At 53.9% G+C, this 15,089-nt stretch carries 10 protein-coding genes; all 10 read left to right on the top strand.

Translation table 11 applies throughout. From position 1 onward, the window contains the following. The first annotated feature begins 51 nt into the window (after window positions 1-51). The 10 genes from fliD (QC815_RS14880) (at window position 52) to murJ (ending at window position 15,080) form a co-directional block, all read left to right on the top strand. Entirely contained in the window at window positions 52-1,398 is a 1,347-nt protein-coding gene (gene fliD / locus QC815_RS14880; RefSeq protein ID WP_230445906.1) for a flagellar filament capping protein FliD, read from the top strand. Window positions 1,399-1,625: 227 nt separating this feature from the next. Beyond that, window positions 1,626-3,026, top strand: a complete 1,401-nt coding sequence (gene fliD / locus QC815_RS14875; protein WP_310540655.1) for a flagellar filament capping protein FliD — start codon at window positions 1,626-1,628, stop codon at window positions 3,024-3,026. 228 nt (window positions 3,027-3,254) lie between these two features. After that, on the top strand, window positions 3,255-4,442 hold the full coding sequence (locus tag QC815_RS14870) for a FliC/FljB family flagellin (RefSeq protein WP_230445908.1): 1,188 nt from the start codon (window positions 3,255-3,257) through the stop codon (window positions 4,440-4,442). A gap of 89 nt (window positions 4,443-4,531) precedes the next feature. After that, entirely contained in the window at window positions 4,532-8,491 is a 3,960-nt protein-coding gene (locus QC815_RS14865; RefSeq protein WP_230445909.1) for an O-linked N-acetylglucosamine transferase family protein, read from the top strand. A 115-nt stretch (window positions 8,492-8,606) separates the two neighbouring features. Next, window positions 8,607-10,358 (top strand): adenylyl-sulfate kinase, encoded by a 1,752-nt coding sequence (cysC, locus tag QC815_RS14860; protein ID WP_310540650.1) that lies wholly within the window; start codon window positions 8,607-8,609, stop codon window positions 10,356-10,358. A 246-nt stretch (window positions 10,359-10,604) separates the two neighbouring features. Next, complete coding sequence (locus tag QC815_RS14855; RefSeq protein ID WP_230445911.1) at window positions 10,605-11,375, top strand: amino acid ABC transporter substrate-binding protein; 771 nt, start codon at window positions 10,605-10,607, stop codon at window positions 11,373-11,375. Window positions 11,376-11,442: 67 nt separating this feature from the next. Next, window positions 11,443-12,111: an amino acid ABC transporter permease gene (locus tag QC815_RS14850; protein ID WP_230445912.1), complete on the top strand. Its 669-nt coding sequence runs from the start codon at window positions 11,443-11,445 to the stop codon at window positions 12,109-12,111. Beyond that, window positions 12,108-12,863, top strand: a complete 756-nt coding sequence (locus QC815_RS14845) for an amino acid ABC transporter ATP-binding protein (RefSeq protein WP_230445913.1) — start codon at window positions 12,108-12,110, stop codon at window positions 12,861-12,863. Before QC815_RS14850 ends, QC815_RS14845 begins: the two co-directional genes overlap by 4 nt. A 266-nt stretch (window positions 12,864-13,129) precedes the next feature. Further along, window positions 13,130-13,396 carry a 30S ribosomal protein S20 gene (gene rpsT, locus QC815_RS14840; RefSeq protein WP_230445914.1) on the top strand — a complete coding sequence of 89 codons (267 nt, stop codon included), beginning with the start codon at window positions 13,130-13,132 and terminating at the stop codon, window positions 13,394-13,396. Between the two features lie 106 nt (window positions 13,397-13,502). Further along, window positions 13,503-15,080 (top strand): murein biosynthesis integral membrane protein MurJ, encoded by a 1,578-nt coding sequence (murJ, locus tag QC815_RS14835; protein ID WP_310540646.1) that lies wholly within the window; start codon window positions 13,503-13,505, stop codon window positions 15,078-15,080. Window positions 15,081-15,089 lie beyond the last annotated feature (9 nt).

Genomic DNA, 15,089 nt, shown 5'->3' with positions numbered 1-15,089 from the left:
TTGAAAAAGGAATAAGGTTGCTTCATTCGTTTCAAAAAAGGCGGTTAGCGTATGGGTTCTATATCATCTCTCGGTATCGGGTCAGGGTTAGACCTGAATGGCTTGCTCGATCAGCTTGAAAGCGCTGAGCGGGAGAAACTCGCCCCGATTGAGCGGCAAGCGGAAGCCGAGCAAACTAAAATATCGGCCTACGGTCAGTTGGAGAGCGACCTTTCAACGTTCCAAGATGCTGCCAGTGCACTAAGCGATGGATCGCTCTTCGAAAGCCTGTCGACCAACACAAGCGGCGAAGCCGTGAGTGCGTCCGCTGACGAAACCGCCATGCCCGGCAGCTACAATATTACGGTCGATACGCTAGCCACGCGAGGGACGCTGGCCTCTGACGGGGTGGCGGAAGGCACGCTTACCACCGCCGACCAAAACATGACGTTTACCTTTGGTGATAGTAGTGAAACCACTGTCGCCATTGCGGCCGACAGTTCGCTCGAAGACATTCGAGATGCCATCAATGCAGATGAAAACGCCGGCGTTAATGCCACCATCATTAACGATGGCACTCAGGATCGCCTAGCGGTCAGCTCGCGTGAAAGTGGTGCCGATGCTTCCATCAGCAACTTTACCTTTGATGGTGATGCGCCGTTTGCTGCGGATACCGACAATACCTTGCAGGCGGGTACCGACGCCGCGCTTAACGTCAACGGCATTGATATCACCAGTCCAACCAATCAGGTCGAAGGCGCGATCCAGGGCGTTACCCTCAACCTACAAAGTGAAGGTACCGGCACGGTAGCTGTAGAGCAGGATACCCGGGCCGTTCGTGAAGCCGTCACGTCGTTTGTCGATTCGTATAACGCGCTGAAAGAGACAACAAGCGAGCTTACCAACTTTGACCCAGAGACCGGCGAAGCTGGTCCATTAAATGGTGACAGCGCCGTGCGCACGGCAGAATCGAGTTTGCGCAGCGTGTTGAGCGGTGGCGTCGCGTCAGGTGGCGATGGCATTTCAATGCTCAGTCAAGTGGGTATCTCGCTGGAGGTTGATGGCACGCTTTCCCTTGATGAAGATAAGTTAAGTGACGTGGTCGCCAACGACCAGCAGGCGCTAGCTGACTTCTTCGTGGGAACTGAAAATAATCCTGGAATGGCAAGCCAAGTAGACACCCGCGTTGAGCAGTTACTTGGCAGCAGCGGTGCCGTTCAGGGGGCTATCACCAGCAGTGAAAATATCGTCGACTCTCTAGGTGATCGCTATACCCGTATGGAGCAAGACATCGGCCGAACCATTGAGCGCTACCGCACCCAGTTTGGCCAGCTAGACGGCATGATCGCCGAGATGAACCAGACCAGCAGCTACCTCACCCAGCAGTTTGCATCCTTGGATGCCCAGCTTGGCCGCTAGCATACGTTAATTCGCCCAGCCCACTTAAAAATGCCTGCCCTTGCGCAGGCATTTTTGTGCTCACATCGCCTGAACAGGGTAAGCTAACCAAATGAACTAATAAAAAAGCGTTAAAGCTAGCGCCTTTTTGGCCGATTACTCTAACCATCAAAGATAGAAAGGTGCTGAGGTGGGCCGATGTCCGCTCCCAGCCCAGTGGGTTTAGCCTTACAATCGAGGAACCTGGTATGGCGACGATTACCTCTCTTGGGATTGGCTCCGGCCTTGACCTGAACGGCTTGTTGGATCAGTTGAAAGATGCCGAACGCGGCAAGCTTGCACCGATTACCCGTCAGCAAGCGCAGCAGGAAGCCAAAATCTCTGCTTACGGCAAAATTCAGACGTCGATGGACGCGCTGCAGGATGCGGTAGGCGCGCTTAGCGACCCCAAGCTTTATCAAAGCCTGTCGGCCAACGTGCGCGGCGATGAGATTTCCGCAACAACTGATGCCGATGCGTTACCTGGCAGTTACCGGGTTGAGGTGACTGACCTGGCGACGGCGGGTACTCTGGCTTCACAGCGCTTGGTGGGCACAGAAAGCGATGCTGCCCTCGACATGGGCGGCGCCACCCAGTTACGGCTCGACTTTGCTGGCTTGGATAGCGTTAATATCGACGTGGCGGCGGACAGCAGCCTGGAAGATATTCGCGACGCGATCAATGCCAACGACGCTGCAGGTGTCAGCGCCAGCGTTATTTTCGATGGCGAGGGCTACCGCCTGGCGCTTAGCTCAAAAGAAACCGGACTTGATGCGTCGGTTACCGGATTCAGCTTTGTGGATGCTGCTGGCGCAGCCGTGGCCACGCCTCCCTTTGCCAGCGACACCCAGGTAAGTGGTCAAGATGCCGCGCTGACCGTCAATGGCATCGCTATTACTAGTGCCAGCAACACGATAGAAGACGCCATCCAGGGAGTGACCCTGGATCTGGGTGAGCTAAACCTGGGTACAGGTGAAACTGCCAGCAGCACAGTGAACGTCGAACGTAACACTTTAAAAGTACGCGAAGCCATTGGTGATTTTGTCGAGGCCTTTAACGATGTAAAGAACACCATTGGCACCGTGACAAAATTCGATAGCGAGACGGGCGAGGCGGCTGAACTGGTCGGCGACAGCTCCGTGCGTACCATTGAAAACCGGCTGCGCTCTGTACTTAGCGGCGGTGTGGCAGGCGGCGAGTTCTCCACGTTAACCCAGCTCGGCATCACCCTGCAGCGCGACGGCACGCTGGAAATGGACGATGACACCATCAGCGGCTTGGCCAAGAATAGCCCCGATGCGCTGAGCGACTTTTTCACCGGCGTGGAGGGTGATGAAAACTCGGTGGGGCTGGCGAGCATCCTTAGTACCACGCTTGAACAGCTGATGAGCAAAAACGGTACTCTGGGCAACGCCATCAGCGGTGCGGAAAACCGCATCGATAGCCTCGGTGAGCGCTATGAGCGCATGGAAAACACCATCGAACGCACCATCTCCCGCTACCGCACCCAGTTCGGCCAGTTGGATGCCATGATCGCGCAGATGAACAGCACAAGCTCCTACCTCACCAAGCAGTTTGAGGCCATGGATGCTCAGCTAGGCCGCGATTAACCACCGTAAGTCAGTAGAAAACGAGTAGTTAATCACAGGGCCTTTTGGCCCTGTGTTGGCTTCTACGCAACCTTTTCAGTGCATCAGCATATTTCTACCTCTCTTTTGCAATTTTTTAGCATCCAGCCCTAAAGGTTTTCCTCGCCGAGCCGTTAGTAAATATAACGGCACACAAGGTGGCCGAAAGCAGGCCTCAGGGCCAGTGTCCAAAGCAAGGAGAATCACACCATGTCAGTGATCAATACCAACATTACCTCGATGATCGGTCAGCAGAACCTGAACCAATCTTCGAATGCTCTGCAGACTTCCATGGAGCGTTTGAGTTCTGGCCTGCGTATCAACAGTGCCAAGGACGATGCGGCTGGTCAGGCTATTGCCAACCGTATGAGCGCGCAAATCACCGGTTTGGGCCAGGCTCAGCGTAACGCCAACGATGGTATCTCCATCGCACAAACCGCTGAGGGTGGTTTGAACCAGGTTAACGATAACCTGCAGCGTGTACGTGAGCTGACCGTCCAGGCCGCTAACGGCACCAACAGCCAGGACGACTTGAACTCTATCCAGGCAGAAATTGATCAGCGCCTGACAGAGATTAACCGTATTTCTGACGAGACTGATTTCAATGGCACGCTGGTGCTCTCTGAAGATCAGCAAGTTTCCATCCAAGTAGGTTCTGAGGACGGTCAAACCATCAGCGTCAACCTGGAAGAAATCAACGCCGAAACACTGGGCCTTGATAGCTTTAATGTTAACGGCGCTCAGGGTACGGTAGCCGCTGCGACAGCTTCTAATTTTGAAGATGCTTACGGCGATTCCACTGGTATTGTTGACTCTGAGGTTAGCGATTTTGGTGCTGATCTCGCGACTAATTTGGGCGTTGCCGCTGGCTCTGTTACTGCAACTACTGCTGATGCTTTCGTTGATGAGGGTGGTAACTGGTACGCACAGGTTCAGGTTAGTGCCGCATCTGAAGCCGAGTCTCGTACTCTCGCTGCGCAGGGCATCAACATTGCCAGTGGTGCTTCGGTAACCTTCAATGTTGCGCTTGATCCGCAAGATGCCGATGTAACAACCAACACCACAGCTTCATTTACGGTTGACGGTACTGAGCTCACCGCTGCAAGCCTGCTGACGGGTGCTACCAACAACCCGCTTGGCGAGCTTGATTCCGCGCTGTCACAGGTGGATAACCTGCGCTCTGACCTTGGTGCGATTCAGAACCGCTTTGAGTCTGCCATCACCAACCTCAGTACGAATGAGACCAACCTGTCTGCTGCGCGCTCACGCATCGAAGATGCTGATTACGCAACAGAAGTGGCGGACATGACCAAGAATCAGATCCTCCAGCAGGCAGGTACATCCGTACTGGCCCAGGCTAATCAGCTGCCGCAGAACGTACTGTCGCTGCTGGGCTAAATGTAGCCACATCGTAAGAGTGCTAGACTATATAAGGCTGCCGATTGGCAGCCTTTTTACTGGTTGAGATTTGAGTGGGTGATAGGTCTATGAGCAAACAAGCGGCAAAACGCTTCGAGAAGCAGATTAAAGAGGCTCAGAAGCTGGTGGCCAAGCAGCCTCAAAGCGCTCGATATCGAAGAAGTCTTGGCGTTCTGCTCACAGACAAGGGAGAGCTTGAGAAGGCAAAAGTCGAGCTGGAAAAAGCGATTAGTCTAGAAAGCAGTGACTTCGAATCTTATTCCGTACTGGGTAAGGTGCTGTATAACCTTGGTGATTATAACGCTGCGATCGATTGCCTTAAAAAGTCTCTTTCCATCAAGCCCGGCTTTCATAAGTCAGCGCATTATTTGGCTTATCTGCTTTACAATAGCAATAAGCCCAAAGAGGCGTTGGAGTATATAGAAGAAGCCTGTAAAAATCAGCCAAGAAATGCTGGCTACTTGATAAGTTATGGTAATATTCTAGAAGCTCTGCATCGCTATGAAGAAGCGGCAGAGAAGTTTAAAAAATCTTTAGAACTGGAGTCCGATAAGTACTACGCATGGAATAACCTGGGCAATATCTACAAGCAGCTTGGTAGAATGGAGGATGCGCTTCGCTATTATGACCAGGCATTCAAGGTTAATCCTGGTTCAGATATTGCCTACTCAAATAAGATAACGACGCTTCATTATATACCAGGATTTTCGCTTGAAGAAATAGCTAAAGAATGCAGGGCGTGGGATAGTTATTTTAATAAGAAAACGCCTGTCAGGGCAGAGCCCTCTAATAAAGACGTTGAAAAAAAACTGCGTATCGGCATGATTTCAGATGGTTTTCGTCGCCATCCGGTTGGCTATATGATTACGTCGGCTATTGAAAAACTGGTCAGCTACAACTATGAGCTTTACTTTTATTCAACCAATTACGACTATGATGCCTTAACGACGCGTCTTCAGAAAACGGCCGCTAAATGGCAAGAGATCAAGCCATTAGGTGTCGAGCAAACTGAACAACTGATTCGGGAAGACGAGATTGATATTCTGATTGACCTGGCAGGCCATAATTCGGGCAACCGCATGTTAGCCATTGCCAAAGAGCCTGCTCCAATTATCATGAAATGGGTAGGTGGGTTGATCAATACAACGGGTGTCAAGGCAATCGATTATCTGATCAGTGACCATATTGAAACGCCAGAAGGTATTGATCAGCATTATGTGGAAAACCTTATTCGCTTGCCTGGCGACTATGTTTGCTATGAACTACCCGGTTATGAGCCCGATGTTCGTGTGCTCCCTGCATTGAAAAATGGTTATATCACATTTGGTTGTTTTAACAATCCGACCAAGATTAACCCAGAGATTGTTGCTGTATGGTCTGAGATCCTTCTTTCCGTTCCAAATTCCCACATGTTTCTTAAGGGAATGCAGTTTAGCAGTGACGATTTGAAAAAGAGGGTGATCAAGCTTTTTGAAGAGTGTGGCGTGCCGGAAGAGCGGCTGATCATCGAAGGGCCTTCGGCTCATCAACAGCTGTTAGAGAGCTACAATAGGGTCGATATCGCACTGGACCCATGGCCTTATTCGGGTGGGTTAACAACCTGTGAGGCGCTTTTAATGGGTGTGCCTGTGATTACCATGCCAGGACCTACCTTTGCTGGGCGTCATAGTGCCAGTCACCTTGTTAATGCAGGCTTGGCAGAGCTGGTCGTGGGAACATGGGAAGAGTACCGGCAGCGTGCCGTCGGGTTGGCGTCTGACCTGGAAAGTCTTGGCACGATACGCAAAGGGCTGCGGCAGCAGTTGCTAGACTCACCTGTCTGCAACGCAAGAAGCTTTGCAAAACACCTGAATACAGCGTTACGTGCTGCCTGGCAACGCTATTGTGAAGGCAATGCGCCAGCAGCGTTGTCATTTGATCAAAGTGGTCAGGCTTATTTTGAAGGTGACTCAAGGCCTGTTGAGGTTGCGTGTGCAGAACCCATTCTGCAGCATGAGCAGGAGGGCTTTAGTTGGGAGCTAGCTGGTAAAGTTATTGTTATTGATAATGGCAGTAAGCTGATCAGGCAAAATCGCTTTAACCGTTTACGGCAGGTTCAGGCGTTTGGCTTTGTGGGTTTTGACCCTGGGAGCCGAATTGACAATCCTGCTCAGTTTGACGGCAGCGAGGATGTGCAAGTGTTTTCGCATGCCTCTCTTGGTGATGGGCAACCCGCGACATTGTATGCCTGCTTGGACCCCACTCTCAGCAGCACGCTGAAGCCGATGTCATCCGAGCATCAGCGTGAAGCCAATTTAAATCGTACAATGGTGTTGGCCCAGCTACCTATCAATACCATCACGCTGGATAGCATCGATGGACTTTCAAGCCTGGATTGGCTAATCCTGGATGAGCTCAGCGATGCCGCCACCATTCTAGAGAACGGCAAAAATGCGCTGAAAGACACCTTGCTGATTCAGGTCAGTGTGGCTTTTCAACCAACGCATGAAAGGCAGCCAAGCCTCGCCGAGTTGCAACACTGGGCAAGCCGTAACGGCTTCCGCTTTTATCGCTTCAATAACGAGCAACATGCCAGCTACTTACCGGAAACAGTGCCCGAAGAAAAACGTCAGGCCACTGAGCTGCAAAGTGCGGATGTGCTTTTCCTACCCAGCCACGAGCGAATGGCCGAGCTTACTGACAACCAACGCATCAAGCTGGCATTCCTGTTACATACGGTATATGGCATCAGGGATATGGCTTATTTGCTGTTGGCAAAAGTAGATGAGGAGAAGGCAAAGAAATATCTTATAGAAGAAAAGCTGCTTTCGGTTGAGACACCACAGGCCAATGTAGAAAGACAACATCAACTGCCAAAGCGCAAAATTTTCCTTGTTGGTTTTCCAAAGTCAGGTACATCGACTATTCAGAAAGCACTCGAAGAAACGGGCTATACGTCGGCACACTGGAAAGTTAAGGAAGGTTTTGTAGGGCAGCTCATGTATCAAGGGCTGCAGGATCATGATGACCCGTGGCACTACTTACAAGGCTATGATGCCATCACACAAGGTGATGTTTGTATACCTGCCCGGGACCTGAACTATTGGCCAAACTTGGATTTTGAAACTATTGCCAAAATCCAGGAAAAGCACCCTGATTGTTTGTTTATACTCAATTATCGTGATCCTGAAAAAATAGTTTCAAGCATAGAAAGGTGGGGGGATTTGTTGGATCGCCTTAAAGTGAGCTATGTTCCAGGGCTTTATTTTTCTGAAGGTGATGATGCAGAGAACCTGAGAGTCTGGATTGAGAGCCATTTCGATAAAGTGAGGGATTACTTTGAAGGAAGTGAAAACTTCATTGAAGTCGATATCAATAACGAAGATGCCCCAAATAAAATCGGCCAGAAGTTAGGTGTTCAACTTGCGTGGTGGGGTGTGGCCAATGAAAATAAGCAGAAGCAAACTTCCTTTAGTTTGCCTAAGGCTCCTCATATGTCTCCTGCGGAGCGTAAGTTGTTTAAAAAATCACTTAAAAAAGCAGATAAATATTTCGAGTTTGGTTCTGGTGGCTCGACTGTATGGGCTGTCGACCAAGGCTTGACAGTAAAAGGGGTCGAAAGTGACGCTACATGGGTCACCGCGCTGAAGGATAAGTTAGGAGGAAAGTGTCAGGTTGATGCTGTGGATATTGGCCCCACTAAAGAGTGGGGTTTCCCCGTCACTTTGGAGGATTCGGAAAAATTTCCAGCCTATAGCAAGGCAATTCACAGTCATAAGCAATCATTTGACTTGATTCTCATCGATGGCCGCTTTCGTGTTGCTTGTACTATGGCGGCTATTCAACATGTCCTGGAATATTCAGAAGATCCTCAGGAGACCCGTATCTTTATACATGATTTTTGGAATCGCCCTCACTACCACGTTGTGTTGGCATGCTTAGAAACAGTAGAAAAGGTTGAGTCTGCTGGGCTTTTCAGGGTAGCTAAAAATGTGGATAGAAATAAAGTGGCCGCTTTGTGGGAACAGTATGCAAAATCTCCGCAATAGCGCTATCAGGGTGCTTATATATTTCTCTATGTGTAGGGAAATAGTGTTTTGTAGGAAGATGAGGTCTAAGTCGGTATTTTCGCTGTTAGGTTAGTTGCTAATACATAAGTTATATTTGCGTTTGTCAGCGAGGTGCCTTTACATGACTTATGCTCTCTTCTGGGATGCTGATGAGATCGAGAATTATCTAGTCGCTCAGCAAAATGATAAACCACTCCAGCTCATCGTCGATGGCGGCCAAGGAGCTGGCAAAAGCACTCTGATGAATCGGTTGCTGTCTGAATCGAGCCTGCAAGCATTGGCGGATGAGAGGCCATTGGCCTCGATGCCTGCAGCAATGCTGGTTGTCGATGTTCAGCAGGGCGTTACGGCGGTTACTCGCCGTCATTGTGTGTTGATGTCGTTAATGGGGTTGCGTCATATCGCTGTGGCTGTCAACAAGATGGACGCGGTGGCGTATTCCCAGGCACGTTTTGAGAGCATCGTTGCAGAGCTTCAGATTTTCGTGTCGTCGCTGCCTTTGCCTGACATTACGTTCATCCCGGTTTCTTCGCTGTATGGCGATAACATGTTCGCACCCAGTGATAACACGCCGTGGTATGCCGGGACCTCCATACTCGGCTTTATGGAAACGTTGACGGTAGATAGCGAGCGTCTGTTATGCCAGCCGTTTCGCCTGTCTGTGGAAAAAGTTCATCAGGATGCTTCAGGCTTGCAAGCGGCCGAAGGAAGCGTGGCAAGCGGGGCGATATATCCTGGCGATGATATTCGCGTGCAGCCCTCTGGTCGTATCGACAAGGTGAGTCAGGTAGTAGTGGCTGATGAGGGTAGAGTCGATAAGGCCGCTGCTGGGCAGTTGGTTACGCTGTTGCTGGACGGCGACTTGGCTATTGCCTGTGGCGACATTATTTCCAGTGCCGACCAGCCAGCTCAAACGGCGGATCAGTTTGAAGCAGGTTTGATATGGAACAGCAATGAGCCTCTATTGCCTGGGCGTCCCTATGAGATAAGGTTGGGCTCGCAATCAGCGGTCGCTACGGTGACCAGCATCAAGTATCAAATCAACACCGATACCCTGGAGCATGTGGCGGCAAGGCAGCTGCCGGGTGGAGAAATAGGGGTATGCAACCTGAGCTTGAGCCATGAAGTGGCCTTTGATCCGTTCCACGAATCCCCGCAAACCGGCAGTTTTGTGTTGCTTGACCGCATTACGGGCCACATCGTGGGAACGGGGATGCTCAACTTTGCGCTGCGTCGGAGTCAGAACATCCATCGCCAGCACGTGGATATCGATAAGCAAGCGCGTGCCCTGGCGAAAAACCAAAAACCAGCGGTGTTATGGTTCACCGGGCTATCCGGTGCGGGCAAATCGACTATCGCTAATCTCGTCGAGAAAAAGCTGTTTGCCCACGGCCAGCACACCTACTTGCTGGATGGCGATAATGTGCGCCATGGATTGAACCGCGATCTTGGCTTCACCGATGCCGACAGGGTGGAAAATATTCGCCGCGTTGCGGAAGTGGCCAGGCTGATGCTCGATGCGGGGTTGATCGTCATGTCGGCGTTTATCTCGCCGTTTCGCAGTGAGCGCCAACTTGCCCGAGACCTGTTCGTAGACGGAGAGTTTATTGAGGTATTTGTCGACACGCCCCTGGAAGTGGCCGAAAAACGCGACCCCAAGGGGCTCTACAAGAAAGCCCGCCGTGGCGATCTGAAAAACTTTACCGGCATCGACTCGGCTTATGAAGCGCCCCAAGCCCCTGAGCTTACCCTGGATACGGCGGCCATCACGCCAGAAGAAGCGGCCGAGCGGGTGATCCAGCTATTGATTGAAAGACGCGTGGTGAAGTGCCCCGGCGCCCGGTGAGCCATGCGATGGGAGGACTGGCTAGCAGGGCGGTAGCGGCATCCAACGAAAAGGGCGCCTAAGGCAGCCTGGGCAAGCGTAACCTGTGGCGTTGCCTGCCGTTATATTCATTAAAAGAATAAAAAATAATTTCAATATTCTTTTATTCGCTTTTGCGGAGAGAGTAAAATATCGCCCATTACGCCCCATGACGTTTCGTGCGGCGACCCGAATCGTCGGTATTTCGACTAGCGAGGAAATAAGCTCATGCCACTAACACGCCAACTCACATTGACCCTGGGCGCACTTGCCTTGAGCACTGCCAGCGTGGCGTTTGCCGCTGCAGCCCATGCCGAGACGCTCCGCGTGGGCATGTCGGGCGGCTATTTTCCCTTTACCTTTGTAGAACAGGATGAGCTGAAAGGCTTCGAGGTGGATGTCATGAACGCCGTTGGCGAGATCACCGGTGATGACATCGAGTTCGTTACGGCGAGCTTCTCGGGGCTGGCGGGCATGCTCGAATCAGGGCGTATCGACACCATTGCCAACCAGATCACCATTACGCCGGAGCGTGAAGACAAGTATGCCTTTACGGAACCCTACGTGTACGACGGCGCGCAGGTGGTGGTCAAGGCGGGGAATGACACGATCGAGGGTGTCGACGATTTATCCGGCAAAAGCGTCGCGGTGAACCTGGGGTCCAACTACGAGCGGCTGCTGCGTGAACAGCCCAATGCCGATGAAATCGATATTCGCACCTACGAGTCCAACATCGAACAGGATGTGGCCTTGGGTCGGGTAGAGGCCTTTGTCATGGACCGCGTAAGTGCGACCCAGGTCATCAAGGAGAAAGGCCTGCCATTAGAGCTGGCGGGTCAGCCGTTCTCGACCATTGAAAACGCGCTGCCGTTTCGTGATGACGAAGACGGCCGTGCGCAGCGCGACCGGGTAGACGATGCCCTGGCTGAGCTACGCGAGAGCGGCGAGCTGCGCGAGATATCGGAAAAGTGGTTCGATACCGATATCACCCAGCCATAATCGCGGCTCCATCTGTTGATTGCGGCCGTGGCAATGCCACGGCCGTTTGCTTATAAGCGATGCTGCTATGCTCAATCTTGATTATATGTGGGGGCTGTTGCCGGTTCTGCTGCGCTATCTGCCGCTCACGCTCCAAATGGCGACCATCGCTATGGTCTTGGCGCTGGTGTTGGCGTGCCTGCTGGCGGTGGTGCGCGTGTCTCGGGTGCCAGGGTTAAACGGGCTTGCGCTGCTGTTCATCTCGTTTTTCCGCGGCACACCGCTGCTGGTTCAGCTGTTTCTTTTCTACTATGGCTTGCCGCAGCTGATTGAGTCGTTGATCTCGATTACCGGCGTTACCGCCGCCGTGCTGGGGCTGACGCTGCATTTTTCGGCCTACATGGCGGAGTCGATCAGAGCGGCCATTGTCGGGATCGACCGTAGTCAGACCGAGGCCGCGCTTTCCATCGGCATGACCCAGTCGCAGCTGATGCGCCGGATTATTTTGCCCCAGGCGACCCGCGTGGCGACGCCGACTCTGATGAATTACTTTATCGACATGATCAAGGCGACCTCGCTGGCCTTTACGCTGGGGGTTACCGAACTGATGGGCGCGACGCAGAAGGAAGCGGCGGGCAGCTTTCTCTATCTGGAAGCCTTCCTGCTGGTGGCGCTCATCTACTGGGTCATCGTGGAAATGCTGTCCTGGGGGCAGCGCCGTCTGGAAACGTATCTTAACAAGGCCTATCAACGATGATTTCGCTGCAGGGCATTACCAAGCGCTTCGGCGCGCATACGGTATTCAACGACATTGATTTGAGCCTCGCCCAGGGCGAGATCATCGTGATCATTGGGCCTTCCGGTACGGGCAAGTCGACGCTGCTGCGCTGTATCAACTTCCTTGAAAAACCGGATGCCGGGCACTTGCAGGTGGGCGATTTGAAGGTCGACACCCAGCGTGCCAGCAAGGCCGATATCCTGGCGCTGCGTCGGCGCACGGCGTTCGTGTTTCAGAACTATGGCCTGTTCGCCAACAAGACCGCGCTGGATAATATCAGCGAAGGGATGATCGTGGTGGACAAGCTGCCGAAAGCCAGGGCGCATGCGCGGGCCAGAGAGATTCTTGAGCGCATTGGCCTGGCCGATAAAGCGGACGCCTACCCGGCATCGCTTTCGGGCGGCCAGCAGCAGCGCGTGGGCATCGGCCGCGCGATGGCTGCCAACGCCGACGTGATCCTGTTTGATGAACCTACGTCGTCGCTTGATCCTCAATGGGTCGAGGAGGTGTTGAGCCTGATGAAGCAGCTGGCGGTGGAGCGCCAGACGATGATCGTGGTCACCCATGAAATGCAGTTCGCCCGGGACGTGGCCGACCGGGTTGTCTTCATGGACGAAGGCGGCATCGTCGAGCAGGCCCCGCCCGAGGAGCTGTTCACGGCACCCAAGGATGAGCGCACGCGCCACTTTTTGCGAAAGATTTTGGCGCCCATGGGGCAGGCGGTGCCGTAAGGTGGCCGACGTCATTTTGTGTATTGACTACTGCTGGCAAGCCCGCATTCTGCGTGATAGACTATGCCATCCTCTCAGACAAGACCCGTGGACGGGCAGCTGAACTTAACTGCCTGTTGCACTATCTTGGTTGGCCTATTGCGCGAAAATAGCCGCCAAATCAATTGGTTGTTACGGAAGCGTCGTATTGCCCAGGGTGGCTCGCGACGAACACATAGTTAATCCGTTGCCCATTGCGGCAACCTTTATTCTCCAAGGAGATACCAGTGGCGAACAGCAAGCAAGCTCGCAAGCGCGCCCGTCAGGCCGAGAACCGTCGCGTCCTGAAAGCTAGCCAACGCAGCATGGTCCGCACCTACATCAAGCGTGTGATCAAAGCGATCAACACCGGTGACCATGGCCAGGCGATGCAAGAGTTCAAAACAGCGCAGCCGGTCATCGATCGCATCGCTGACAAGGACGTGCTTTCCAAGCGGAAAGCCGCACGCCTGAAAAGCCGCTTGAACAAGCGCATCAAAGCACTGGCGGCGTAAGCCGGCAGGCGCCTTGAAAAAAACCGGCTCCGGCCGGTTTTTTTGTGCCTATGGCGCGAGGTTGTAGGCGGTGTCGACGGGATTTGGGCAAGGATGACATAAGGCGATGACCACGAATTCGCAGCCGGAAGACCGCGAGCAGATCCCGCGTAGCGGGTTGATGCGCTCGGGGCTGATTGTCAGCGCCATGACCATGCTGTCGCGGGTGATGGGGCTTGCGCGCGATGTGGTGGTGGCGGCGCTGCTGGGCGCGGGCGACGGGGCCGATGCGTTTTTCGTGGCCTTCAAGATCCCCAACTTTCTGCGTCGGCTATTTGCCGAAGGCGCGTTCAACCAGGCCTTTGTGCCGGTGCTTTCCGAGTACTCGACCCAGCGCAACAAGCAGGAAATTCGCGAGCTGCTCAATGCCGTAGCGGGCAGTTTAACCGCGATTCTGGCACTGATCACCGCGCTTGCCATGCTCGGCGCGCCCTGGCTGATCTGGCTGTTTGCGCCGGGGTTTGGTCGCGATCCTGAAAAGTTGGCAATGACCGCCGACATGCTACGGTTGACCTTTCCGTATTTGCTGCTGATTTCGCTTACCGCCTTTGCCGGCAGCGTGCTGAACACCTGGAACCGTTTTGCAGTCCCGGCGTTTACGCCAGTGCTGCTCAACCTGTCGCTGATCGGCGCGGCCTTGCTGCTCACCCCGCTGATGGAAGCGCCCGCCATGGCGCTTGCCTGGGGCGTGTTGATTGCCGGTGTGGCGCAGTTGGTGTTCCAGGTGCCGTTCTTGCTGCGCCTGGGGTTGATGCCCACGCCTTGGCCGAACCTGGCCCACGAGGGCGTGCGGCGGATTCTCAAGCTGATGGGCCCGGCGCTGTTTGGCGTCTCGGTATCGCAGATCAACCTGCTGCTGGATACCGTACTGGCCTCGCTGCTGGCGGCGGGCAGCGTGTCGTGGCTGTATTACTCGGACAGGCTGGTGGAGCTGCCGCTGGGCGTGTTTGGCGTGGCGATTGGCACGGTGATCCTGCCGGCGCTTTCCAAGCGCCACGCCGACCAGTCCAGCGCGCACTTTTCGGTCATGCTCGACTGGGCGATTCGCATGGTGCTGTTGCTTGGTTTACCGGCGGCCCTGGCGTTGGTGTTGCTTGCCGAGCCGCTGTTGATCACGCTGTTCCACTACGGCGCGATGACCGACACCGATATCCAGATGGCGGCGATGAGCCTGCGCGCCTACGCCGTTGGGCTGGTGGCCTTTATGTTGATCAAGGTGCTGGCGCCAGGCTTTTTCGCCCGCCAGAACACCAAGACGCCGGTTAAAGTGGCTGTCGTTGCCATGGTCGCCAATATGGTGTTCAACCTGATGTTGGTGTGGCCGCTGGCCCACGCCGGGCTTGCATTGGCCACGGCGCTGTCGGCGTTTTTGAATGCCGGCCTGCTGGGCTACCTGTTGCGCAGGGAAGGCGTGCTGGTGTTTCAGCCTGGCTGGGGGCGCTTTGCGGTGCAGCTGCTGGGCGGCAGCGCGCTGATGTGTGCTGCGCTTTACGTCATCGCGCCCGAATGGACCCAGTGGCTGGCCATGGGCCTGTGGCAGCGGGTCGCGTGGGTGTCGGGGCTGGTAGCGCTGGGCGCGGGGCTGTATTTTGCCTGGCTGGGCGTATTCGGGTTGCGGGTGCGGCATTTGAAAATGCGCGCCTGACGCTGCACT

Origin of the sequence: Vreelandella gomseomensis (assembly GCF_031451645.1) — a bacterium.
GTDB classification, from domain to species: domain Bacteria; phylum Pseudomonadota; class Gammaproteobacteria; order Pseudomonadales; family Halomonadaceae; genus Vreelandella; species Vreelandella gomseomensis.
This window is presented reverse-complemented; position numbering and strand designations above follow the sequence as displayed.